The following is a 23,778-nucleotide window of genomic DNA, read 5'->3' as shown; positions in this document are numbered from 1 at the left end:
TGTGAGCAGGGATTTCGATCCTACCCCGGGCTCGACGCCCGCATCGATCCGAAAACCGCGAGTGTTCCTCTTTGACATCTGGTGGTGAATTGTCAAGGGCGCCTGCATATCTCGAGCCGGGCCTGGGGCGGTTTGGGAAAAGCCCCAAAAGTTCGTCGCCCGAGTCGGCGAGATCTCACCAAGCGCTCGACCCGATTCGCGGCATCGACGGTGTGGTCGTAGAGTCGTCGCACGAGCAGTGTTCGCGTGCTCCCTCGGTGGCCGCTCGCCGGACGATGATGTCCTCGGCGAACGGTCCGGTCAGGCCGTTCCCGGCATCCCAGGGACCGGCCTCGTAGTCGGCGTGACCCTACAAGGGGGCCGTCACGCCGAATCATCTCTGCCGCAGCGTCGCGTCAGCCCACGATTTTTACGTTCACGCAACACGTTCCCGGCCACGCATGGGCTAGGGTCACGAAATCTGTTGGGGCACTGACGCTTACGACGCAAGTCCGATCGGGCGAGCGGGGTTCGTCCACCATCTTCGGTGCGCTCGTGCGCACGAGTTACTTTGCGGCACTATCGATTCCGACATATCGAACTGGAACTTGTTGTAGTGCTTGACAATTCGGCGGGGTCTCTACAAAACTACCCGTCGGTAGCCGACGATCGGGAAGCTCGGGCCCGGTAGTTGTGACAAGTCACCGCCGACGATGCCACCGCCTGAACCCCCGTGAACCCCTGTGCACCAGTCGGGGTGAACCTCACCGCCACCGTGACCATCACCAAAGGAGTTCAGCGCTATGGACAATCCCGCGCTACCCTCAGCGCACCGTCAGGATGCTCATCCGGCAGTGCACCCGGAGCACTCGGGTGATCAGGTGGCGGTCCTGCCCAGACCGTCGGTCAGCACGCCGTCCACCGTCGCCGACGACGTCAGGACCGTGGGCCCGGTCGAACTGCTTCCGCTGGTCACCGACCGATTGCGGGAAATCCTCATCACCGGTGGCGATTTCGACGACATCTACCGGCACGTTCTGGCCGCGCCAGGCAAACGCGTGCGGGCCCGCCTCGTGCTCGCGTGCGCGCGACTGCTGCCCGACGGCGCGGCCGCCCCGCGACCCGCCGCGATCGACCTGGCCTGCGCCATGGAGATGCTGCACGAGTCCTCGCTGCTGCACGACGACATCTGTGACGGGTCCCTGTTGCGCCGCGGCGCGCCCTCGGTGCCCGCCGCGTTCGGGGTGCGCGTCGCCGCCAGGGCCGGCTTCCACATGGCGGGCGCCGCCATGCAGGTGGTCGCCCAGGTCCTGGCCGAGAATCAGAACGTGTTCGGCGGCATCGGCGAGGCGCCGGGCGTCACCTACGCCGACCGGCTCTCCGACCTGTCCTTCGGCCAGCTCATCGAAACCCTGCCGCCCGCGGTGGACGCGACCGCGCTGCGCAGGCACTACGAACTCGTGGCCGGCGCGAAGACCGGCACGCTGTTCCGGCTCTCGTGCTCCTACGGCGGCACGGCGGGCGGCGCCGATCACGATCGCCTGCAGGCCCTGATGGAGTACGCCGACCAGCTCGCGCTGGCCTTCCAGATCATGGACGACGTCCGCGACATCGAGGGCGGCCCCGAACTGGGCAAGGACGCCTGCGGCGACCTGGACCGGCGGGTGCCGACCTGGCCGGTGATCGAGTGGCTCGCGGTGCGTCCCGGCGCCAGGGAGATGTGGCTGTCGACCGAGACCGCCAGCGCGACCCTGCAGGCCGACCTGGTCGACAGCGGCGCCACCCAGGCCGCGCGTGCCGTCGCGCTGCAGGCCACCGAGACCGCGAGCGCGGCCTTGGACATCTTCCCGTCGTCGCCGGCCCGCGACGATCTCCGCGAACTCTTGCAGCAGGTGATCAACCGATGAGACAGACCAGAATCGGCTCGCTGGCCTACGGGCTGCGGCATCTGCGGCGCGCGCCCGACATGGCCGCGCTGCGGGCCGCGGCCACCCCGGACGAACTGGCCCGGCTGGCCCTGATCCCCGCGGGCCGCAACCTCGGCATCTCGGTGAGTTTCCTGCCCGCGCACCTGCGCGCGGAGGCGACCGCGGCGCTGCTCGCGTGTCGCGTGCTCGACGCCTTCGAGGATCTCAGCGACCGCGCGGTGGCCAGCGGTGCCGTGCTGGCCGCGGCCGACTACCTCAACAGCACCTCCGACACGCCGCCACCCGCCCTGCCTGCGGTGACCGCCGAGGCCCGCGACAGCGAGGCCGTCGACCGGCTGCTGGCCGAGCGCATCGGTGACATCAGGGCGCTGCTGTCGGCGCTGTCGGCCGAAGGCCAGAAGCGGGTCGGCGAGGTGATCACCGACGTCGCCGGGGTGATGGCCCGCAATATCGACGGACCGCTCTCGCGCGTGGCCTACAGCGAGGGCGTGCTCGGCCGGGTCACCCACTACGCGTGCGCCCTGGTCGCCGAGGACGTGCTCTCGGAAGCGGATCTGCGCGAACTGACCGGTTGCGTCGCGGTGATCGCCCAATCGGCGAACGACCTGCGCGACAACGAGTTCGAGATCTACGGCGTCGCCGACCGCGAAGAACTGAAGCGGATGGTGATGCTCCAGCTGCTGGCGCCCGCGCTCGGTGGGTTCGCCCTGCTGGCGCGGCTGGGCCCCGGCACGCCAAGTCGCGGTGCGCGCGCGGCGATGGCGTACATGACCATCACCACCTCCGCGTTCCTGTGCTCGGTCGTCGACGCGCCGTCGCCGTACCGGCGTAAGGTCGGCGCCGCGCTGCTGGCCGCGTCCTCGGCGCGGTACTGGACCAGGATGATCGACCGCGTCCGGCACACCGCCGACCTGGCGATCCACCGGATGCTCGACGCCTCACCGGATTTCGCCGAGGGCGGCAGCGGCACCCGCGAAGTGCTCGGCGCCGGTGATCCGGCCACGATGCCGACCTCGCTGGTCCCGCTGATCGTCGACACCACCTTCGCGCTGGTGCAGACCCTGCCGGAAGCCCCGCTGACCGGCGAACTGCCCGACGCCGAGGTGCGCACGATGATGATCGCCGACCATCTCGCCTTCGGCGCGATGGAGCGGGTGCCACCGCACGAACCCGAAGCGCTGCAAGCGCTCGCCACGAGACTCCAACTCGCTGCCCTCGACACCAGCACCCAAGGGAGCCGCCCATGAGCATCCGCACCAGACCCGCGCTCACCGTCCTGGACACCACTAGCGAAGGAGCTCGACTATGAGCACCGGAACTCCCGTCGCGCCCGAACAGGCCCCGTTCAGCAAACGGGTGCTCAAGCTCGAGCACGCTTCCAATGTCGGCCCGCTCGTCCACATCGCGCTGTGGATGGGCATGACGGCCTTCGGCCTGTTCGTGCCGTTCGCCTCGAACTGGTACGTGGCCGTGCCGCTGATCATCGTGCTGGCGCTGCTGAACCTGTCGCTGACCATCGGCGTCATGCACATGCACACCCACCGGCCGCTGTTCGTGTCGTCGCTCCCGAACCGGGTCGTCGACATCCTGTGCTGCCTGCCGGGCAACCTGACCGCGGCCGAGATGCGTGAGGTGCACGTCCTCAACCATCACCGGTTCAACGACGGCCCCGGCGACGTCACCGCGACCACCGGCATGGAGAAGGGCCTCGGTGCCATCTGGTACTGGGTCCGCTACGGCGTGATCGTCAAGATCCACACCATGCGGATGATCTTCGCCGCCGATCCGGCGCCGCGCCGCCGCCGCACCCGCCACCAGTTCCTGTTCGACATCGCGGTGTACGCGCTCGTGATCGGCGGCGTCTGGTACGCCGCGGGCATGGAGAAGTTCGTCCTGTTCTACTGGGTGCCGTTCCTCATCACCCAGGTCAACGCGGGCTACTTCGCCTGGCTGAGCCACGCGCCGGCCAAGGGCTTCGAGGACGACCCGAGCACCTCGCTGAACAACGCGGGCAACATCCTCAACTTCCTGATCTTCAACCAGGGCTACCACAGCGTGCATCACCGTTACCCCGGTATCCACTGGAGCCAGATCCCGGACAAGCTCGACTACATGCGTGATGTCAACCCCGGCGTCATCGTGCCGTATTGGATGGTCGCGCAGTCGGGGTGGCGCCTGTTCTGGCCGGGTGGCTTCCTCAACGAGGGCTACGGCACCAAGTGGAAGGCCCGGCTGGAAAAGCGGATCGAAGAGGGGACCGTGCGCAACCGGTACCTGCCGTGGTTCGCATGGATCTGATCACCCCGACGCCCACCCAGGCACGGGACGTGCTGACGAGCCGTTCGCGGCTCGTCCCGTTCCTGTTCTCCTTCGCCGTCTACGGCGTCGCCGGCATCACCGTGCCGCTGATGCTGCTCTTCGCCGGCGGCTGGTTCCTGCCGAAGACGATCGACAAGGGCCCGCACCTGTCGACCGTCCCGGCGCTCGTCATCGATGTGGCGCTGCTGGCCCTGTTCGGCCTGCAGCACTCGGGCATGGCCCGGCCCGCGTTCAAGGCGTTCATCACCCGCTGGGTGCCCGAGGCCCTCGAACGCTCGGTCTACATCGTCATGGTGTGCCTGGTCATGTGGGTGATCATGCTGGCGTGGCAGCCGATCCCGGCCGAGCTCTGGTCGGCCGAGGGCACGGTGGGCCTGGTGCTCGACGCCGGGTTCTGGCTCGGTTTCGTGCTCGTCTACGCGGCGACGTTGCTGCTGAACCACTTCCATCTGCTCGGCATCAGCCAGGCCTACCGCGAGTACGTCATCCAGGTGCCGGACGCGACCGTCGACCGGTTGCAGGTGAACGGGGTCTACAAGCTCGTCCGCCACCCGCTGATGACCGGTCTGCTGATCTCGTTCTGGTTCGCGAGCACGTTCACCGTCGGGCACCTGGTGTGGGCACTCGGGCTGACCTGCTACATCCTGCTGGGCACCTACCTGGAGGAACGCGATCTGATCGCGCGCTTCGGTGCGTCCTACCGCGCCTACGCCGCGCAGGTCCCCGCGTTCTTCCCGTCCGTGCTCCGCATCTTCGGCCGATCGACTCGGCAGCCGTAACGGCAGGCCGCCCAGCGCGTTTCCCCTCGGGGTGACGTGCTGGGCGAGTCCGGCCCGAGTTCGGGAGAGGAATCGACGTGAACGGTCATCCTGTTCGAGAGCGCATCAGACACAACTCCACCGACCCGGGCCCCGTCGCCGGCGTCGGCCACTCCTACGCCAAGGCGATCCTGCTCGGCGAGCACACCGTCGTCCACGGCACTCCCGCCATCGCGTTCCCCCTGCCCGCGCTGCCGGTGCGCGCCGTCGCCCGGCCCGCGTTCGCGGGTACCGAAGCCGATGTTCTCGCTGCGGGCCACTTCCGTTTCCGCACCGGTGAAGCGGGGTCCGCGTCCGGACCGCGCGTCGCGGTCGAGGAAGCGCTGCGGCGCTGGGGACTCGGCGACGACATCGTCGATGTCGTTGTCGAGTGCGACATTCCGCTGGCCCGCGGCCTGGGTTCCAGTGCCGCGTGCGCGGGCGCCGCAGTGCGCGCGGTCGCCGAGCTGTACGGCCGCGCGGTCGCTCCCGGCACGCTCTACGAGTTGGTGCAGTGTGGCGAGCAGGTCGCGCACGGCCGGGCCAGTGGCATCGACGCCAGCGCCGTGCTGGCGAGCGGGCCGATCTGGTTCCACGAGGGCACGGCCCGGCCGATGACGGTCGGACTGGACGCCGCGCTGGTGATCGCCGACACCGGGGTGCCGGGGTCGACCCAGCACGCCGTCGCGGGCGTGCGCCGGGTCCTGGACCGAGACCGTGCGGCCGCCGATCGGCTGCTGGCCGAGGCCACCGATCTGATCACGGCGGCCGCGACCGACCTGTCGGGCGGACACGCCGCCGCGCTGGGCACGACGATGCTGGCGTTCCAGCGTCTGCTCACCGAACTCGGGGTCAGCACACCGCATATCGACACCCTGGTGACCGCGGCGCTGGACGCGGGCGCGTACGGCGCCAAACTCACCGGCGCGGGCCTCGGCGGCTGCGTCCTCGCCCTCACCGCGACCGATCTCGCGCCCGCGGTCGGCACCGCGCTGCGCCGGGCGGGCGCGGTGCGGACCTGGACGGTCCCCACCGCGAGCCTGCGCTCGGACGCCCTGTCCCTATCCGCCTCGAGACCGGAACGCGAAACCCACCGATGACACCCACTTCCGCAGTCCCCGTCGCCGCCGCAGGGCCGGGCGAGCCCGTCCGCGATGGCGCGGCCGTCGCGGTCGCGTACCCGAACATCGCCCTGGTCAAGTACTGGGGCAAGCGCGACGAGACGCTGTTCCTCCCCGTCACGGGGAGCCTGTCGATGACGCTGGACATCTTCCCGACGACCACCTCGGTGCGGCTGATCGACGGTCCGGCCGACACGGTCGAGCTCAACGAGGCCGCCGCCACCGGCACCGCCCTGTCCCGCGTCGAGACCTTCCTCGACCTGGTCCGCGCGCTGGCCGGCCGCGACGAGCGCGCCGCGGTGGTGACCGGCAACGCCGGCCCCACCGGCGCCGGCCTGGCCTCCTCGGCGAGTGGGTTCGCCGCGCTGGCCACCGCCGCGGCCGCCGCCTACGGACTCGACCTGGACGGTCGCGCCCTGTCCCGGCTGGCCCGCCGCGGTTCCGGATCGGCCTCGCGCTCGATCTTCGGCGGCTTCGTCGTGTGGCACGCGGGCGAAGGCGACGGCGAGGCGGGCGACCTGAGCTCCTACGCCGAGCCGATCGGCGGCGACGACCTCGACCCGGCGCTGGTCGTCGGCGTCGTCGAGGCGGGCGCCAAGGCGGTGTCGAGCCGGGTGGCCATGCGGCAGACCACCGAGACCTCGCCGTTCTACCGCCCGTGGACCGAGTCCTCGGTCCTCGATCTCGCCCAGATGCGCGACGCGGTCGCGCGCCGGGATCTCCCGGCGATCGGGGAGATCGCCGAGCGCAACGCCCTCGGCATGCACGCCACCATGCTCACCGCGCGACCCGGGATTCGCTATCTGTCACCGCATTCGGTCGCCATCCTGGACGCGGTGCTCGCGCTGCGCGCCGACGGCATCGCCGCCTACGCGACGATCGACGCGGGCCCGAATGTGAAGGTGCTCTGCACCCGCGCCGACGCGCCCGTCGTCGCGGCCACCCTCGAAGGACTCGGTGACTTCGTCACCACCCGGACCGCGCACATCGGTCCGGGTGCCCGGCTGATCGGGGGCGACGACCGGTGATCAGTTGTCGCGCTCCGGGCAAACTCTTCATCGCGGGGGAGTACGCCGTCGTCGAGCCAGGGCATCTCGCGGTGCTCACGGCCGTCGACCGCTACGCGACCGCCACAGTGACCGGGGTGTCCGCCGGGACGGCCACGACGCTGCACTCGGACCTGGACGGCGGTGTCTCGCTCACCCTGGGCCGCGACGGTGACCGTCTGGTCCCGGCGACGCCCGACGCCACCGTGCCCGCCGCGTTCGCGTATGTCTTCGCGGCCGCGTCGGTCCTCGACCGGCTCCGCGCCGAGCGTGGAATCGATTCCGGTGCTTACACATTGACGGTTTCCGCCGATCTCGGTGACGCCGACGGTCGCAAGTACGGCCTCGGGTCGAGCGCGGCAGTGACGGTCGCGACCGTCGCCGCCCTCGGCCGCTTCCACGGGCTCGAGCTCACCGCGATGGACAGGTACCGGCTGGCCGTGCTCGCCACGATCGCGGTCAACCCCCGCGCCTCCTGCGGCGATGTCGCCGTGAGCACGTGGGGTGGCTGGCTGGCCTACGGCTCGCCCGACCGCGCGGTGGTCGCCGCGACGGCCGCCGCCGACGGCATCGACGCCGCCCTGCGCGCCACCTGGCCCGGCCTGTCGATCCGCCCGCTGCCGACCCCGACCGGACTCGACCTGCGGGTCGGCTGGACCGGAAACCCCGCCTCCACACCGGCACTGGTCGGTGCGGCGAGCCGGACGAAGGGCGACCGCACCGTCTTCAACGCGCGCAGCAACGAGTGCGTGACCCGCCTGCGCACCGCGATCGAAGCCGACGACTCGGCCGGCGTCGGCAGCGAGATCGACCACGCCAGGGAACTCCTGCTCGACCTCGACGCGAGCGCCGGGCTCGGCATCATGACGCCGCGCCTGCGCGCGCTGTGCGCGGCGGGCGCCGCCGTCGGCGCGGCCGCCAAACCGTCCGGCGCGGGCGGTGGCGACTGCGGGATCGCACTCGTCGACCGCGCCCACCCGGCCGCGAGCACCGAACTGACCGACCGTTGGGTCGCCGCCGGCATCCGGCCGCTGCCGTTGCGGACCCACCCGTTCGAAGGGGAGACCGCATGATCGCCGATCGCAAGGACGACCACGTTCGCCACGCGGTGAACCAGCGCCGCGCCGACACCGGCGCCAACGACTTCGACGACGTCACCTTCGTCCACCACGCGCTGGCCGGGATCGACAGCCAGGACGTCTCGCTGGCCGTCGACATCGCCGGAAAGCAGTGGGACACACCGCTCTACGTCAACGCGATGACCGGCGGCAGCGTCAACACCGGCGAGATCAACCGCAAGCTGGCCATCGCCGCCCGCGAGACCGGCCTGCCCATCGCCACCGGGTCGATGAGCGCCTACTTCCGCGACCCCGAGGTCGCGGGCACCTATCGCGTGCTGCGCGAGGAGAACCCGCACGGCTTCGTGATGGCCAACGTCAACGCGACCGCCTCGCTGGATCAGGTGCGCCGCGCGATCGACCTGCTCGAGGCCGACGCGCTGCAGATCCACCTCAACACCGTCCAGGAAGTCGTGATGCCCGAGGGCGATCGGTCCTTCGGCGCGTGGCCCCGGCAGATCGAGCACATCACCGCCCATGTCCCGGTCCCGGTGATCGTGAAAGAGGTGGGCTTCGGGCTCAGCAGGCAGACCGTGGCCTGGCTGCGCGATGCCGGTGTCTCGGTGGCCGATGTCGGCGGCCGGGGCGGCACCAACTTCGCCCGCATCGAGAACGAGCGGCGCCCCGCCGCCGACTTCGCCTTCATCGAGAGCTGGGGGCAGTCCACCCCCACCTGCCTGCTCGACTGCGCCGGGATCGACGGCATCGATATCGCCGCGTCCGGCGGTATCCGGTCCCCGCTCGACATCGCCAGGGCGCTCGCGCTCGGCGCCGCCGCGACCGGGGTCGCCGGCGCCTTCCTGGACACCGTCGTGCGTCAGGACACCGACGCGCTCGTCGAGCAGATCCGTACCTGGCTCGACCAGTTGCGCCAGATCCTGACCGTGCTCGGCGCCCGCACCCCGGCCGACCTGGCCGGCTGCGACCTGCTGATCACCGGGGACGTGGCGGCGTTCTGCGCACTGCGCGGCATCGACGCGGCGTCCCTTGCCCACCGGAGTCCCTGGTGGCGCGAATCGAAAGATCGAGGAGGAGTCATCGATGAATGACATGTCGTACGCAGCGGTCCCGCTGCAGTGGGTGGGGCCCTTGCGCATCACGGGCAATGTCGTCGACGATGCCGTCGACGTGCCCCTGGCCACCTACGAAACGCCTCTGTGGCCCTCGGTCGGTCGTGGCGCGCGGATCTCCACCCTCACCGAGCGCGGCATCGTCTCCACGCTCGTCGACGAGCGGATGACCCGCTCGATCCTGCTCGAGGCCGACGACGCCTACACCGCGCTCACCGCGGTCCGGCAGCTGAAGGACCGCTTCGCCGAGCTGCAGGAGGTCGTCACCGGCAGCAGCCGCTTCGCCCGCCTGATCGACCTGCACCACCAGATCAACGGCAACCTGCTGTTCCTGCGGTTCGAGTTCAGCACCGGCGACGCGTCGGGCCACAACATGGCCACCCTGGCCAGCGACCACCTGATGGACCACATCCTGACCACGGTCGCCGGCGTGCGCTACGGCTCCATCTCGGGCAACTTCTGCACCGACAAGAAGGCCACCGCGGTCAACGGCATCCTCGGCCGCGGCAAGAACGTGGTGACCGAACTGCTGATCCCGCGCGAGGTGGTGCAGCAGCGCCTGCACACCACCGCGCGGCAGGTGGTGGAACTCAATATCCGCAAGAACCTGATCGGCACCCTGCTCGCGGGTGGAATCCGTTCCGCCAACGCGCATTACGCGAACATGCTGCTGGCGTTCTACCTGGCCACCGGGCAGGACGCCGCGAACATCGTCGAGGGCTCCCAGGGCGTCACCCACGCCGAGGACCGCGACGGTGACCTGTACTTCTCGTGCACGCTGCCCAACCTCATCGTCGGCACCGTCGGCAACGGCAAGCACGCGAGCTTCGTGGACGAGAACCTCGAACGTCTGGGCTGCCGGGAAGACCGGGAGCCCGGCGAGAACGCCCGCAGACTCGCCGTCATCGCGGCGGCGACCGTGCTGTGCGGCGAGCTGTCGCTGATGGCCGCGCAGACCAATCGCGGTGAATTGATGCGCGCCCACACCCAATTCGAGCGGTCCACCACGAGCAACGGAACACAACGATGAACACATCCTCGGTCGGCATCCACGACCTGTCCTTCGCGACCACCCACTACGCCCTCGACCACGCCGTGCTCGCCGAGCGGCTCGGCGTCGACCGTGACAAGTTCTACCTGGGCATCGGCCAGGAGAAGATGAGTGTCGCCGCGGCCGACGAGGACATCGTCACCATCGCCGCGGCCGCGGCCAAGCCCATCCTCGAGCGGCACGGCACCGACAACATCCGCACCGTGCTGCTGGCCACCGAGACCGGTGTCGACCAGTCCAAAGCCGCCGCGCTGTACCTGCATTCGCTGATCGGGCTGCCCAACGCCGCGCGGGTGGTCGAGCTCAAGCAGGCCTGCTACGGCGGCACCGCGGGCCTGCAGTTCGCCGCGGGCCTGATCGCGCGTGATCCGGCCCAGCGGGTGCTGGTCATCGCCGCCGACATCGCCAAGTACGACCTGGACTCCCCGGGCGAGCCGACCCAGGGCGCGGCCGCGGTGGCGATGCTGATCACGGCGAATCCGGCCATCCTGCAACTGGATCCGCATTCCGGGCTCTACAGCGCCGACATCATGGACTTCTGGCGCCCGAACTACCGCAGCGCCGCCATCGTGGACGGCAAGACCTCGGTCAACGCCTACCAGAAGGCCGCGCAGGAAGCCTGGACCGACTACCGGCGCCAGGGCGGCCGCGAGCTGTCGGAGTTCGCCGCGTTCTGCTACCACCAGCCCTTCACCAAGATGGCCTACAAGGCGCACCGCCACCTGCTGGAGAGCCAGGGCCACACCGCCGACGCCGCCGAGATCGAGGCCGCCATCGGCGACACCACCCGCTACAACCGCACGGTCGGCAACAGCTACACCGCCTCGCTCTACCTGGGCCTGGCCGCGCTGCTCGACTACGCCGACGACCTGACCGGACGGCCACTGGCCATGATCAGCTACGGCTCGGGCAGCGTCGCCGAATTCTTCAGCGGCACCGTGCAACCCGGCTACCGCGAGCACCTGCGGACCGAGGCGAACCGCGCCGCGATCGACTCGCGCGAACTGATCGGCTACGAGCACTACCGCGAGTTGCACGAGGCCACCTCGCCCAGCGACGGCGCCTACCACGCCATGCCGGAGGAGACCCGCCGTCCGTACCGGCTCGCCGCCGTCTCCGGCCACAAACGCATCTACGAATCCCGCTGAGGTCGCCCCATGAGCAGTAACGACACTTCCACGACCGTGGACGACCGGCCCGCCGGCGACACCACCCGCAGGCACGTGCAGGTCCTCATCGTCGGGAGCGGCCTGTCCGGGCTCGGCACGGCGATCCGGCTCAGCCAGCACGGGGTGACCGACTACCTGGTCATCGAGCGCGGCCCCGATGTGGGCGGCACCTGGCGCGACAATACCTATCCGGGCGCGGGCTGCGATGTGCCCTCGCACCTGTACTCGTACTCGTTCGCGCTGAATCCGGGCTGGTCCCGGTCGTTCTCGCCGCAGGCCGAGATCGAGCGGTACCTGCGCGAGGTGGCCGACCGGTACGGCGTGCGCGACAAGCACAAGTTCGACTGCGCGATGACCGCGGCGCGCTGGATCGACGCCGACGGCCGGTGGGAGGTCGACACCAGCGACGGTGCCTTCACCGCCGACTTCGTCGTGTCGGCGGCGGGCGTGCTCGCCGAGCCGAATCTGCCCGACATCAAGGGGATCTCGAGCTTCGAGGGCGAGATCTTCCACTCGGCGCGGTGGAATCACGACGCGAGCCTGGCGGGCAAGAAGGTCGCCGTCATCGGCACCGGGTCCTCCGCCGTGCAGATCGTCCCGTCGATCGCGCCCGAGGTGGAACGGCTGGATGTGTACCAGCGCACCGCGACCTGGGTGATGCCGCAGCTGAACCGGCCCTACCTGGCGCCGGAACGCTTCGCCTTCAAGCACGTGCCCGGCCTGCAACGGCTGATCCGCGCGCTGATCTACACCACCCGCGAACTGTTCGTGATCACCCAGGTGAAGTACCCGTGGACCGGCCTGCTGCTCGAGGCCGTCGGGCGGGTCAAGATGCGGCTCGAGATCCGCGATCCGGAGAAGCGGCGCAAGGTGCTGCCCACGCACCGCGTCGGCTGCAAGCGGATGCTGGTCTCGAACAAGTTCTACGGCGCGCTCGACCGCGACAACGTGGATCTGGTCACCGACGGCATCGCCGAGGTGCGTGCGCGCTCGATCGTCACCGAGGACGGCACCGAACGCGAGGTCGACGCCATCGTCCTGGCCACCGGGTTCCACGTGGCGGATTCGCCGACGTTCAACCTGTACACCGGTCGCGACGGCCGGACGGTGTCGGAGGCGGCCGACGCCGAGGGCTACCAGATGTACAAGGGCACCACCGTCGCCAACTTCCCGAACATGTTCTTCATGCTCGGCGCCAACTCCGGGCTGAACTACACCTCGCTGATCTACATCATCGAGTCGCAGATCAACTACATCGTCGACGCGATCAGCACCATGCGAGCGCGCGGTCTGCAGTCGTTCGAGGTGAAGGTGGACACCCAGCGCGCCTACAACAAGGCGCTCGAGCCGAAGATGGCCCGCACCGTGTGGGTCAACGGTGGCTGCACCAGCTGGTTCCTCGACAAGCACGGCAACAACTCCGCGCTGTGGCCGGACTTCAGCTTCCGGTACCGGAAGATGGTGCGCCACTTCGACATCGAGGCCTACGACACCACGGCGTCGACGCGGTGACCGACACGCCTCGGCGCCACGTGCGGGTGGCGATCATCGGGGCCGGGTTCGCCGGGCTCGGCGTGGCCATGCGGCTGCGCCGGCTCGGGATCACCGACTTCGTCGTCTTCGAGCGCGCGGGCGACATCGGCGGCACCTGGCGGGACAACACCTATCCCGGCGCGGGTTGTGACGTGCCGTCGCAGCTGTATTCGTACTCGTTCGCGCCGAATCCGGACTGGACGCACTCGTTCTCGACCCAGCCGCAGATCCAGCGGTACGTCCAGGACACGGTCGACCGGGAAGGGGTGCGCGAGGCGATCCTGCTCGACTGCGAGGTGACCGACGCGCGCTGGAACCCGGCGGCGGCGCGCTGGGACATCCAGACCGCCCGGGGCGCGTTCACCGCCGACATCATGGTGTCGGCGGCGGGTCCGCTCAGTGCGCCGAAACCGCCCGACATCAAGGGCATCAGCACGTTTCGCGGCGCGATGTTCCACTCCGCGCGCTGGGATCACGACGTCGACCTGACCGGCAAGCGGGTGGCGGTCGTCGGGACCGGCGCCTCGGCCATCCAGATCGTGCCCTCGATCGCGGAGCGGGTGGACCGGCTCGAGGTGTACCAGCGCAGCGCGCCGTGGGTGCTCCCGCGCCTCGGTCATCGCTACACGCTGCCCGAACGCCTCTGGTACCGCCACGTTCCGGGGTCGCAGCGGCTGGCCCGCGCGGGGGTGTACTGGCTGCGTGAGTCGTTCGTGCTCTGGCAGTCGAAGTACCCGCCGCTGGCCGACATCTTCGCCGCCGGTGCCCGGCTGAAGCTGTGGTGGGTGATCCGGGACGCGGCGTTGCGCCGCAAGGTGACACCGGACTACCGGCTCGGCTGCAAGCGGATGCTGATCTCCAACGAGTACTACCCGGCCCTGGAGCGCCCGAACGTCGACGTGGTCACCGACGGGATCAAGGAGATCAGGGAGGGGTCGATCGTCGCGAACGACGGCACCGAACGCGAGGTCGACGCGATCGTGCTGGCGACCGGTTTCGAGATCACCGATTCGCCGACCTACGACCTGATCACCGGCCGGGACGGGCGCACGCTGGCGGAGGTGTTCGGCGCGGACGGGCTCAGCGTGTACAAGGGCACCACCATCGCGAACTTCCCGAACATGTTCCTGATGATCGGCCCGAACGCGGCACTGAGCTACACCTCGGCGGTGTTCACCATCGAATCGCAGATCAACTACATCGTCGACGCGATCACGACGATGGACGCGGCCGGGCTGCGCACGGTGGAGGTGCGCGCGCAGGCACAGACCGAGTACAACCGGGAGCTACAGACGAAATTCGCCGGCACCGTGTGGAACGCGGGGGACTGCACCAGCTGGTTCGTCGACGAGCTCGGGCGGCACTCCCGGCTCTGGCCGGACTTCAGCTTCCGCTTCGAGCGGATGCTGAAGACCTTCGATGTCGAGGCCTACGACACGACCGCGCGGATGTAGGACTCGCGGCGCACAGCTGATCCCGGGACGAGGTTGGGGGCGTCCCGGGATCGCTGCTGTGCTAGCCCGACAGCGTCTCGATCAGCGTGATGAAGATGTCGAGGAGGTCACCGAGAAAACCGGAAAACATGAATCTCTCCCTTCCGTCGGATGATCGGCCCGCAGGAGAACACAAAGCGGCGCAGCGCGCGGCTTCATCGATGTTGTGCAGAATGGGCGGTAGGCCCGTACTCCGGACTGCGGGAAGATCGCTGGAATATCCGGGATCACACCAGGCGCGGTGTGGAAATGCATCCACACCGTAGCAAACCAGGATTTGTGCGGACAAGGATTTGTCGGCGCACGGAAGAATCGTTATAGGGGTTTCGAACCACCAGGTCACGGCGGGTATTCGCGGCTATTCGGTGGTGTCGGGGGAAGGAATTCGCCCGCCGTTCTCCGTGGCTGCCCGAGTGACCGCGACGGCGGCCGACACGGCGCGTCCGCGGGCCGTTATCGGAATGTATTGTTGGCCGCCTGCCCCGCTGGCCGGGTGGATCCGCGCAGCGGATTCGCGGTGGGAAAGGTGATCGACGGGAGCGTGACCCACATGCGGACGCGCGTCCCCTTCTCGTCGTGGCCGAATTCCAGGTCCTCGGTGAGCACGCGCATCATCTCCACGCCGCGCCCGCGGAAGCCGGGGTCGGTCGGGGTGGGGACCCAGCGGCCCGAATCGGTGACCTCGATGACCACCCGGTCGCCCTCGCACGTGGCGGTGAGCGTGACCCGGCCGGGCTCGGCATCGCGGTAGGCGTGCTCGACGCTGTTGCTGCACGCCTCGTTGGCGGCCGCGACGAGGTCGGCGGCCAGATCGTGCGGGACCGCGGCGGTGGCGAACCAGCGGTAGAGGTTGCGCCGCAGCCCGGTCAATTCCGCTGCGGCGGCGGGGATGTCGAGGTGCAGCGGTTCCGGCGGCTGGCGGTAGACGACCATGGCGACGTCGTCGTCGTAGCCCGCGGGCGGACACAGGCGCGACAGCACGGCGTCGGCGACGTCACGGGGCAGCGCGGCGCCGGTCTCGCTGAGCACCCCGGCGATCTTGACGAAGCCCTCTTCGATGTCGTACCCGCGCTGTTCGACCAGGCCGTCGGTGAACAGCACCAGCGTCGCGCCCGGCGGCAGTGCCGTGGTGGCCTCCGGCCTGCGCGGGGTGTCGAAGGTGGCCAGCGGCACCGCCCTTCCGCCTTCGAGCACCCGGCCGGTGCCCCCGGGCGGTGCCAGGATGGGCGGCATGTGACCGGCGTTGGAGTAGCGGACCATGCCGCGCTCGGGATCGAGGACCGCCGCGCACACCGTGGTGCACATGGCGCCGGGAATCCGGGCGGCGACGGCGTCGAGCTCGGCCAGCAGCTGCGCCGGGCCCGCGCCGCGCAGCAGCAATGCCCGTGCGGCCGTGCGCAATTGGCCCATCACGACGGCGGCCGAGAGGCCACGGCCGACACAGTCGCCGACCACGACGCCGATGGTGCCGTCGCGCAGCGGCACCACGTCGTACCAGTCGCCACCGATCTCGAGCGGTGGCAGCGCCGGCTCGTAGTGCACCGAGAACCGCGGCGGCAGCTCGATCGGGCCGAGCATCGCGCGCTGCAGGGTGAGCGAGGTCGCGCGGGCCTGGTCGAAGTTGCGGGCGCGCTGCAGCGCGACGCTGAGATGGCCGACCAGCAGCGAATACAGTGCCCAGTCCGCGGCGCTGATCGCGCGCGGCGCGCCGAAGCGCACCCACAGGGCCGCGTCGCCGGTCTCGCCGAGCGGCGCGACCACGGCGTCGACGCCGCCGTCCTCGCCGGTGATGGCGGACAGGCCGCGGGCGGGCTGCCTGCGGGCCCGGTCGACCAGGGCGCGGACCTCCTCGTCGAGGACGACCCGGCCGGTCGGTCCCGCGACCGGCGCGGCGACGAACTGCGGTGCGCCCGCGCTGGTTTCCGGCGCGCCGGCGGGCGGTTCGCCACAGGAGTACACGTCCGGCTGCCCGGTCCGGCTCGGCCAGACCGCGACCAGCGCGGTCCGCGCGCCCATCGTCCGGCGCAACTCGTCGAGCCCGACCTCGAGCACCTCCACCATGCTGGTGGCCGCGCCGACGGCGGTCGCCAGCCGCGAGGCCGCCTGATCGCGGGCCTGCGCGTCGTGTTCGGCGGTCACGTCGCGCACGGTGCCGACGAAGATCTCCTCGTTGTCCTCCTGCTTCACCAGCGAGCTCGCGCTCACCGCCAGCCAGCGTTCGCGACCGTCGCGATGCCGCACCGGCATCACGAAACGGGATGCCTCCGTACCGATCTGGGGGTAGCCCGCCCGATCCGGCAGGGCCCACGGATGCGGCACCGGATAGGGGACCGCGTCCGCGCCGTAGCCGGTGAGCACGCCGAAGGCGGAGTTCACCTCGACGATGGTGCCGTGGTCGTCGGCGACGAAGAACCCGTCCTGCAGCGACTCGACCAGCGCGGTGCGAAACGCGTCGCGACCGGCGAGATCCTCGGCGCGCGAACGCTGTTGCTCGTAGCGGCGGGTGCCGTCGAGATAGCCGCGGGTGGCGATGTCGAGCGCGGCCATCGTCTGCAGCAGGAACTCCAGCGCCACCTCGGCGCTGCGCGAATCCGCCGCCTCGTCGGTGAACGCGGCGACCGCGCGGAAGTGGTTCTCGGTGAGGTCGAGCAGGCTGATGCCCTCGACGAGGGCCCGCCTGCCGAGGTCGTAGCCCTCGGTGAGGCCCGCCTGGCCGGGCGCGGCGACGTGGCGGCGCAGGGCAGCCGAGTAGTCGTCGAGAAATGCGGCCAGGACAGCGCTCATCGGCAACCTCTCATGGACAGGCTCCGCGGAAACGGGCGGCGAGGACCAGGGCGTCGTCGGTGTCCTTGGCGTCGCGCGCGAGCAGGTCGCCCGCGATCTGGGTGGCCGGACGGGCCAGATCGATCGACTCCGGGCCCACCGCGACGATCCCGTCGGTGGCCATCAGCAGCAGGTCACCCGGCCGGATCGGCAGGGTCTGGGGTTGCAGGTGCGAGGGCAGCCGGTAGCCGACGATGCCGCCGGTGAGCAGCATCGTCGCGCGTAGCTCCGGACCGGCCGGGCCGAGCGTCAGCAGGCGCGACTCGACATTGCCGACGCCGAGCCACTGGAGGGTCTCGCCCGGACCCATCAGTGCCAGCGAGACCGCGGCGCCGCGGGTTTCGACCATCGCGCGATGACACAGCACCATCAGCACGTCCAGCGGTTCGCCGCGGTTCTCGGACAGGATGACCATCGCGCGATCGGCGGCGTCGGCCGCGGCCGCGCCGTGCCCGAGGCCGTCGAGGACACCGAACAGGGCACCGCCGTCACCGGTGTCGAGGATGACCGCGCGATCGCCGGAGACGTCCTGCCCGGGCAGTGCCCGACCGGCCGTCGACCATTCCGTGCGGCCGATGATCCCGTCTTCATGCACCGTCGGGTACCCACTTCCACATCTCGATCAACGTCCCGCGGCCGGGGGCGGAATCGATGGTGAGGCCGTCCATCAGCCTGCGCGCGCCGGGCAGGCCCAGCCCGAGTCCGCGGCCGGTGGAATAGCCGTCCTCCAGGGCGCGCGCGATATCGCGGATGCCCGGTCCCTGGTCTTCCGCCTGTACGACGAGGGAACGTCGGCCGTCGCGCAGGTCGACGAGCAACCGGATCTCGCCGCTGCCCGCGTAGCTGGTGATGTTGCGCGCGATCTCCGAGATCGCGGTGGAGATCATGGTCCGGTCGGTGAGGGTGAAACCCAGGGCCGCGGCCAGCTCGTGTCCGGCCTGGCGTGCGGTGACGATGTCTTCGGAGACTTTGACCGCGATGGCCACCTGCTCAGCGGCCACTGTCACGACCGTCTCGTCGCCTGCTCGGCAGACGGTTCAGCCAGGCCAGGCCTTCCTCCAGGTCCAGCGCGGTGTGCATGTCCTCGAAGGTCAGGCCCAGCTGGACCATCGCGAACGCGACTTCGGGCTGGAGCCCGACGATGACGGTTTCGGCCCCGCGCAGCTGGGTCATGTGCGCGATGGTGCGCAGCGAGCGCGCGGCGAAGGAGTCCATCACGTCGATCGCGGTGACATCGACGACGATGCCGGTAGCCCGATAGCGGCTGACCTGCTTCATGAGGTCGTCCTGGAGCCGCTCGGTGTCGCTGTCGGTCAGGGCCGACTGCACCGAAGCGATCAGGAACGTGCCCTGTTTGAGAATGGGTACCGGCATGGTGGCTAGCTCAGCGTCCGTCTCGTTCGCTCAGGCGCTCGGTGACCCGGGAGACCTCGTACCCGAGCAGGCGCTCGGCCTCTTCGATACCGCCCTGCAGGTCGCCGACCGCGTTCATCTTCGACAGGTCGAGGCCGATGGTCACCAGCGTGAGCGCGATCTCCGAGGACAGGCCGGTGATGATGACGTTGGCGCCCATCAGGCCCGAGGCGTCGACGGTCTGCACGAGGTGGTTGGCCACCACGGAGTCGATCGCGGGCACACCGGTGATGTCGATGACGACGACCTTGGCGCGGTTGGCGCGGATGGCGCGCAGCAGCTGCTCGGTGAGCTGGCGGGCGCGCTGGGAGTCGAGCACACCGATGATCGGCAGGATGAGCAGCTGCTCGCGCACCTGGAGCACCGGGGTGGACAGCTCGCGGATGGCTTCCTGCTGCTGGCGGATGACGCGCTCGCGCTCCTGCACGAACGAGATGGCCACGGTGCTGGCGATGCGGTTGGCGGCCGGTTCGTAGGCGTCGAGGACCTGGTTGAGCAGGTCGAAATCGGCCTGGTACTTCTCGAACAGTGAGCGGGCCAGCACGTCGCGCAGCAGCAGCACGATACCGAGGACCTCGTCGGTCTCGACGCCTCGCGGAATGATGCGCTCGGACAGGTCGCGCGCGTAGGCCTGCAGGGCCTCGACGCTACCGGTGACGAGCACCTCGACGTAGTTGTCGTACATCGACGTGGCCTCGGAGAAGATCTCCTCCGGGGTCATGGCCGTCAGCAGCTCGGCCTCGGTGATGCGGCGTGCCCACTCCTCGCGCAGTCCGGTGCGGTTCTGCCGGAGGTGCTCGACCAGTTGCGGCAGCAAGTTGTCTACCGGGCGCGCCGGCAGCGAATCCGCCGAAAGACTCATGGACACCTCGGACATGGAAACTCCTGCCCCTTTCGACGGGCTTTCTCTGGTGCGCACCGCGCGCTTGGCTCGAGCCTACTCATACCCCATCCCGGATGCCGCCCAAACGTGTGGGTTGCTCGGCGGGCGCTGGCTACTCCGGGGCGAACCCTCGTTCCAGCGCCCGCAGCGCGCGGTCCAGGTAGCTCGTCAGATCGGTGTCACCGCGTTCGAGCCAGGCGTCGAACGCGGCCCGCGCGGCCGCGAGGGTGGTGCGGCCGACGGCCAGCGGGACCAGGTCACCGGCGGTGGTGCCGAGGCGGCGGGCGGCGAACTCACCGACCGCGCGTTCCCAGGCGTCGTAGTGCGCGCCCGCGCCCGCCGAGAGCGCGGGCACCCCGGAGACCAGCCGCATCCTGGTGCGCAGCTCGGGGATGTCCTCGGCGCGATATCTGTTGGCCGCCACCACGATTCGGCGCACCGCCGCCATCATCGGCTCGTCGTCGGGGACCGCGGCGAACGCGTCGCGCAGATCGGCGACCTCGTTGTCGAATTGGTGCCAGAGCACCTCGCCCTTGCTGGGGAAATACCGGAAGAACGTGCGTTCGCTGACGCCGGCCTCGGCCGCGATGCGCTCGACGGTGATGTCGTCGAAGCCGTGCTCGGCGAACAACTTCATCGCGATGACTTCGAGTTCGCGGCGCGTGGTGCGCGGCGGGCGACCGCGATGAGCGCGCGGAGACGGGGCGGACATGGATACAGAGTAGGGAATCCCGGGCCCTTGATTATGTCAGTGACTGTCGTTAATCTCGGGATCATGTTCGTGGCCCACCTCACATGGCCCGAGGCGGGCACATGTGCCGCCGCGGGGGTGATCCTGGTCATCCCGCTCGGTGCCACCGAGCAACACGGCCCCCACCTGCCCCTGTCCACCGATACCGACATCGCCGCCGCCGTCTGCGCGCGGGTCGCAGCCGAGCGGGCCGACGTGCTGGTCGCCCCGCCGGTGCCCTACGGCGCCAGCGGCGAGCACGCGGGCTTCGCGGGCACCCTGTCGATCGGGCAGGCCGCGCTGGAACTGCTCGTCGTCGAGTTGTGCCGGTCGGCCACCGACACCTTCGACCGGATCGTGCTGGTCAACGGGCACGGCGGCAATGTCGAGGCGCTGCGGCGCGCGGTCACCCTGCTGCGCGCGGAGTCGCGCGACGTGCGCCTGTTCTCGCCCGGGTACGGCGGCGACCCGCACGCGGGCCGCGCCGAGACCTCGATCCAGCTCGCGCTGGCGCCCGACCTGGTGCGCGCCGAGCTGGCCGAACCGGGGGACCGGCGCCCGCTGGCCGAGCTGCTGCCGCTGCTGCGCGCCGGCGGTGTGCGGGCGGTGAGCCCCAACGGAATTCTCGGTGACCCCACCGGGTCGAGCGCAGGCGAAGGCGCCGCGCTGCTGAACGCGGCAACCACCGCACTGCTGACCGACCTGGGCCGCTGGTGGCCCCAGGTTCCTGAGGAAGGATCACGTCGATGAATCCCTGGTTCGAGACCGTCGCCGAGGCGCAGCGCCGCGCCCGCAAGCGCCTGCCGAAATCGGTGTACGGCGCGCTGATCGCGGGCTCCGAACGCGGCCAGACCATCGAGGACAACCAGACCGCGTTCACCGAACTCGGCTTCGCCCCGCACTGCGCCGGCCCGATCGGCGAGCGCGACCAGTCGACCACCGTGCTCGGCCAGCAGGTCTCGATGCCGGTGCTGATCTCGCCCACCGGCGTGCAGGCGGTGCACCCCGACGGTGAGGTCGCCGTGGCCAGGGCGGCGGCCGCGCGCGGCATCGCCATGGGCCTGAGCTCGTTCGCGAGCAAGCCGATCGAAGAGGTCGTCGCGGCCAACCCGTCGACGCTGTTCCAGCTGTACTGGTGTGGCAACAAGGACCAGATCCTGGAGCGGATGGCCAGGGCGAAGGCGGCCGGCGCGGTCGGGCTCATCCTGACCCTGGACTGGTCGTTCTCGCACGGTCGCGACTGGGGCAGCCCGGTGATCCCGGAGTCGCTGAACCTGCGCACGATGATGAAGTTCGCGCCGCAGACCCTGGCGCGCCCGCGCTGGCTCGCCACCTACCTGCGCTCCGGTTCGATTCCCGACCTCACCGCGCCCAACATGGCCGTCGGCGGCGGCGCGGCGCCGGGCTTCTTCGGCGCCTACGGCGAATGGATGCAGACCCCGGCGCCCGACTGGGACGACGTCGCCTGGATCTGCGCGAACTGGGACGGCCCGGTGCTGCTCAAGGGCGTCATGCGGGTCGACGACGCGCTGCGCGCGGTCGACGCGGGCGTGGCCGGCATCTCGGTGTCCAACCACGGCGGCAACAACCTCGACGGCACCCCGGCCGCCATCCGGGCGCTGCCGGTGCTCGCGGACGCGGTCGGCGACCAGATCGAGGTCGTCCTCGACGGCGGCATCCGCCGCGGCAGCGATGTGGTCAAGGCCGTGGCCCTCGGCGCCCGCGCGGTGCTGATCGGCCGTGCCTACCTGTGGGGCCTGGCCGCCAACGGCCAGGCGGGCGTGGAGAACGTGCTCGACATCCTGCGCGGCGGCATCGATTCGGCGCTGCTCGGCCTGCGCAAGACCTCGATCGCCGAGCTCGACCGCGGCGACATCATCGTGCCCGCCGGGTTCGAACGAGCCCTCGGTGTGCCCGCCGACCTCGAACGACCGCTCACCACAGCGGATCTCGTCCAGCAATAGCGAGCACCACCGGCGGCGGACCTCGGCGATCGGCGAGGTCCGCCGCCGGTGTCGTTCACGGGACGGGGCTCCCGGTGCGCCGTTAGGATCGGCCGAGTCGTCGGAATCGAGGGGGAATTCGTGCGTGGGGGAGTACCGGGCGAGGGTCGGCGTGCCCGAATCATGAAGTCGCGCAGCGTGTCCTGCACCCTGCCCGCCGTGGTCGCGATGGCGCTGGTGTCGGCGGGATGTGGCACCGACGCGCCCGCGCATCGCGCGGCGACCACCTCGGTGAAACCGACGGTGACCAGCACGGTCCGGCCGACCACGACCGCGCGGCCGACCACGACGACCTCGGCTCGGCCCACCACCAGCGCCTCCGCGCAGCCGACCGCGGTGGGCATCTGCGTGGACACCACCTCCTCGACCCGGGTGGCCGACGGGCAGTGCGACACCACCGACAGCCGCTACGCCAATTTCTGGTACCAGCACACCGATACGCTGGTCTACCCCGCGATCGGGGCCGCCGTGGCGCTGGCCGCGGGCAGCTTCCTCCGGCCGTCCGGCAGCGGCGTCTACGACCGTGGCGTGCCGGAGGCGGGCGGCACGGTCCAGCGCGGCGGACTCGGCACCAGCCGCCCCGACTCCGGCGGCAGCTCCGGCTCGTAGCGCTCAGGCCGGATCCGGGGCGGGCTCGGCGGCCCTGGTGGCGGCGCTGCCCCGTCCGGTCGGATCGAATCCGCCTGCCGCGCTGCGATGGTGGTTGATCAGCACGTCGTAGATCTCGGCCAGGGCGGCCAGCTGGCCGCGGTCGAGCACGTCGATCATGTGCCGTCGCACGCTGCGCACGTGCGCCGGCGCGGCCGTGGTGAGCAATTGCCCACCCGCGGTCGTCAGCCGGGCGACGGTGCGGCGCTGGTCGTGCGGCATCGTCTCCCTGATCACCAGCCCGCGCTTCTGCATGCGGGTGATCTGGTGCGAGAGCCTGCTCTGCGACCATTCCAGCGCGCCGGCCAGATCGGCGAAGGTCAGGCGCTGTCCCGGCGCGTCGGCCAGGTACACGAGCACCGAGTACTCGACCCAGCTGAGGTCGGCCGCCCGGCCCGCGTCACGTCCGATCGCCGCGGCGATCAGGTCGCGGGTCCGCACGTAGCCCAGCCAGGCGCGCATTTCGACATCATCGAGCCACTGTGGATCGGTCACGATCGAGCTCCAGATTCTCCGGTGCAGGCTTCGGATTGGAACGGTGCACGCCCCGCCACCGTTCGGGTGAATGGGTAGCACCGTTTGGGTTGAACGTGCAACCTCGATCTTGGTTCAGGCGTTTGTCTTACGTCACATAGGGTTGCCTAACCAGCAGGT

General features: G+C 70.1%; 23 protein-coding genes. 15 read left to right on the top strand and 8 right to left on the bottom strand.

The genetic code is table 11. The features are described from left to right. Positions 1-860 precede the first annotated feature (860 nt). The 12 genes from AB0L91_RS23635 (at position 861) to AB0L91_RS23580 (ending at position 14,585) form a co-directional block, all read left to right on the top strand. A complete protein-coding gene (locus AB0L91_RS23635; RefSeq protein ID WP_365013256.1) occupies positions 861-1,886 on the top strand; it encodes a polyprenyl synthetase family protein in 1,026 nt (341 codons plus the stop codon). Beyond that, positions 1,883-3,154 carry a hypothetical protein gene (locus AB0L91_RS23630; RefSeq protein ID WP_365013254.1) on the top strand — a complete coding sequence of 424 codons (1,272 nt, stop codon included), beginning with the start codon at positions 1,883-1,885 and terminating at the stop codon, positions 3,152-3,154. Before AB0L91_RS23635 ends, AB0L91_RS23630 begins: the two co-directional genes overlap by 4 nt. Before the next feature lie 58 nt (positions 3,155-3,212). Beyond that, positions 3,213-4,205 (top strand): fatty acid desaturase, encoded by a 993-nt coding sequence (locus AB0L91_RS23625; protein WP_365013252.1) that lies wholly within the window; start codon positions 3,213-3,215, stop codon positions 4,203-4,205. Continuing rightward, entirely contained in the window at positions 4,196-5,005 is an 810-nt protein-coding gene (locus AB0L91_RS23620; RefSeq protein WP_357345485.1) for an isoprenylcysteine carboxylmethyltransferase family protein, read from the top strand. Before AB0L91_RS23625 ends, AB0L91_RS23620 begins: the two co-directional genes overlap by 10 nt. Before the next feature lie 77 nt (positions 5,006-5,082). Next, positions 5,083-6,123, top strand: a complete 1,041-nt coding sequence (mvk, locus tag AB0L91_RS23615; protein ID WP_365013248.1) for a mevalonate kinase — start codon at positions 5,083-5,085, stop codon at positions 6,121-6,123. Continuing rightward, entirely contained in the window at positions 6,120-7,172 is a 1,053-nt protein-coding gene (gene mvaD / locus AB0L91_RS23610) for a diphosphomevalonate decarboxylase (RefSeq protein WP_365013245.1), read from the top strand. Before mvk ends, mvaD begins: the two co-directional genes overlap by 4 nt. Beyond that, positions 7,169-8,263, top strand: a complete 1,095-nt coding sequence (locus AB0L91_RS23605; protein ID WP_365013243.1) for a phosphomevalonate kinase — start codon at positions 7,169-7,171, stop codon at positions 8,261-8,263. Before mvaD ends, AB0L91_RS23605 begins: the two co-directional genes overlap by 4 nt. Next, on the top strand, positions 8,260-9,357 hold the full coding sequence (fni, locus tag AB0L91_RS23600) for a type 2 isopentenyl-diphosphate Delta-isomerase (protein WP_365013240.1): 1,098 nt from the start codon (positions 8,260-8,262) through the stop codon (positions 9,355-9,357). The genes AB0L91_RS23605 and fni overlap by 4 nt, the downstream gene beginning before the upstream one ends. Then, on the top strand, positions 9,350-10,408 hold the full coding sequence (locus AB0L91_RS23595; RefSeq protein ID WP_355275610.1) for a hydroxymethylglutaryl-CoA reductase: 1,059 nt from the start codon (positions 9,350-9,352) through the stop codon (positions 10,406-10,408). The genes fni and AB0L91_RS23595 overlap by 8 nt, the downstream gene beginning before the upstream one ends. Next, positions 10,405-11,577 carry a hydroxymethylglutaryl-CoA synthase gene (locus AB0L91_RS23590; RefSeq protein WP_357345497.1) on the top strand — a complete coding sequence of 391 codons (1,173 nt, stop codon included), beginning with the start codon at positions 10,405-10,407 and terminating at the stop codon, positions 11,575-11,577. Before AB0L91_RS23595 ends, AB0L91_RS23590 begins: the two co-directional genes overlap by 4 nt. A gap of 9 nt (positions 11,578-11,586) precedes the next feature. After that, positions 11,587-13,110 (top strand): NAD(P)/FAD-dependent oxidoreductase, encoded by a 1,524-nt coding sequence (locus AB0L91_RS23585; RefSeq protein ID WP_365013237.1) that lies wholly within the window; start codon positions 11,587-11,589, stop codon positions 13,108-13,110. Next, positions 13,107-14,585 carry an NAD(P)/FAD-dependent oxidoreductase gene (locus AB0L91_RS23580; RefSeq protein ID WP_365013234.1) on the top strand — a complete coding sequence of 493 codons (1,479 nt, stop codon included), beginning with the start codon at positions 13,107-13,109 and terminating at the stop codon, positions 14,583-14,585. The genes AB0L91_RS23585 and AB0L91_RS23580 overlap by 4 nt, the downstream gene beginning before the upstream one ends. A 61-nt stretch (positions 14,586-14,646) precedes the next feature. Here the strand turns inward: AB0L91_RS23580 and AB0L91_RS23575 are convergent, their stop codons facing one another. The 7 genes from AB0L91_RS23575 to mftR all read right to left on the bottom strand — a co-directional run bounded on the left by AB0L91_RS23575 (position 14,647) and on the right by mftR (position 20,455). Continuing rightward, positions 14,647-14,967, bottom strand: coding sequence for a hypothetical protein (locus AB0L91_RS23575; RefSeq protein ID WP_365013231.1), 321 nt, complete (start codon positions 14,965-14,967; stop codon positions 14,647-14,649). A 110-nt stretch (positions 14,968-15,077) separates the two neighbouring features. Next, positions 15,078-17,408, bottom strand: coding sequence for a SpoIIE family protein phosphatase (locus AB0L91_RS23570; protein WP_365013228.1), 2,331 nt, complete (start codon positions 17,406-17,408; stop codon positions 15,078-15,080). A gap of 10 nt (positions 17,409-17,418) precedes the next feature. Beyond that, positions 17,419-18,042 (bottom strand): stage II sporulation protein M, encoded by a 624-nt coding sequence (locus tag AB0L91_RS23565; RefSeq protein WP_355275602.1) that lies wholly within the window; start codon positions 18,040-18,042, stop codon positions 17,419-17,421. Then, the gene (locus tag AB0L91_RS23560; RefSeq protein ID WP_355276000.1) at positions 18,035-18,448 is read right to left on the bottom strand and encodes an ATP-binding protein; all 414 of its coding nucleotides are present in this window, start codon (positions 18,446-18,448) and stop codon (positions 18,035-18,037) included. The genes AB0L91_RS23565 and AB0L91_RS23560 overlap by 8 nt, the downstream gene beginning before the upstream one ends. After that, positions 18,438-18,821 carry an STAS domain-containing protein gene (locus AB0L91_RS23555; protein WP_218719716.1) on the bottom strand — a complete coding sequence of 128 codons (384 nt, stop codon included), beginning with the start codon at positions 18,819-18,821 and terminating at the stop codon, positions 18,438-18,440. Before AB0L91_RS23555 ends, AB0L91_RS23560 begins: the two co-directional genes overlap by 11 nt. 10 nt (positions 18,822-18,831) lie before the next feature. Beyond that, complete coding sequence (locus tag AB0L91_RS23550; RefSeq protein ID WP_218719715.1) at positions 18,832-19,737, bottom strand: STAS domain-containing protein; 906 nt, start codon at positions 19,735-19,737, stop codon at positions 18,832-18,834. Positions 19,738-19,855: 118 nt separating this feature from the next. Then, positions 19,856-20,455, bottom strand: coding sequence for a mycofactocin system transcriptional regulator (gene mftR / locus AB0L91_RS23545; RefSeq protein WP_355275599.1), 600 nt, complete (start codon positions 20,453-20,455; stop codon positions 19,856-19,858). A 63-nt stretch (positions 20,456-20,518) separates the two neighbouring features. Here mftR and mftE point away from each other — a divergent pair, with 63 nt between their 5' ends. From mftE to AB0L91_RS23530, 3 genes are all read left to right on the top strand, one after another. Next, positions 20,519-21,223 carry a mycofactocin biosynthesis peptidyl-dipeptidase MftE gene (gene mftE / locus AB0L91_RS23540; RefSeq protein WP_365013224.1) on the top strand — a complete coding sequence of 235 codons (705 nt, stop codon included), beginning with the start codon at positions 20,519-20,521 and terminating at the stop codon, positions 21,221-21,223. Next, a complete protein-coding gene (gene mftD, locus AB0L91_RS23535; protein WP_355275596.1) occupies positions 21,220-22,437 on the top strand; it encodes a pre-mycofactocin synthase MftD in 1,218 nt (405 codons plus the stop codon). The genes mftE and mftD overlap by 4 nt, the downstream gene beginning before the upstream one ends. Before the next feature lie 162 nt (positions 22,438-22,599). Further along, positions 22,600-23,085 (top strand): hypothetical protein, encoded by a 486-nt coding sequence (locus tag AB0L91_RS23530; protein WP_365013222.1) that lies wholly within the window; start codon positions 22,600-22,602, stop codon positions 23,083-23,085. Between the two features lie 3 nt (positions 23,086-23,088). Here the strand turns inward: AB0L91_RS23530 and AB0L91_RS23525 are convergent, their stop codons facing one another. Next, positions 23,089-23,619 carry a MarR family winged helix-turn-helix transcriptional regulator gene (locus AB0L91_RS23525; RefSeq protein ID WP_355275593.1) on the bottom strand — a complete coding sequence of 177 codons (531 nt, stop codon included), beginning with the start codon at positions 23,617-23,619 and terminating at the stop codon, positions 23,089-23,091. Positions 23,620-23,778 lie beyond the last annotated feature (159 nt).

Source organism: Nocardia sp. NPDC051833, assembly GCF_040681225.1.
GTDB lineage: Bacteria > Actinomycetota > Actinomycetes > Mycobacteriales > Mycobacteriaceae > Nocardia.
Note: the sequence above shows the minus strand (reverse complement) of the source record. Positions and strands in the feature narration are given on the sequence as shown.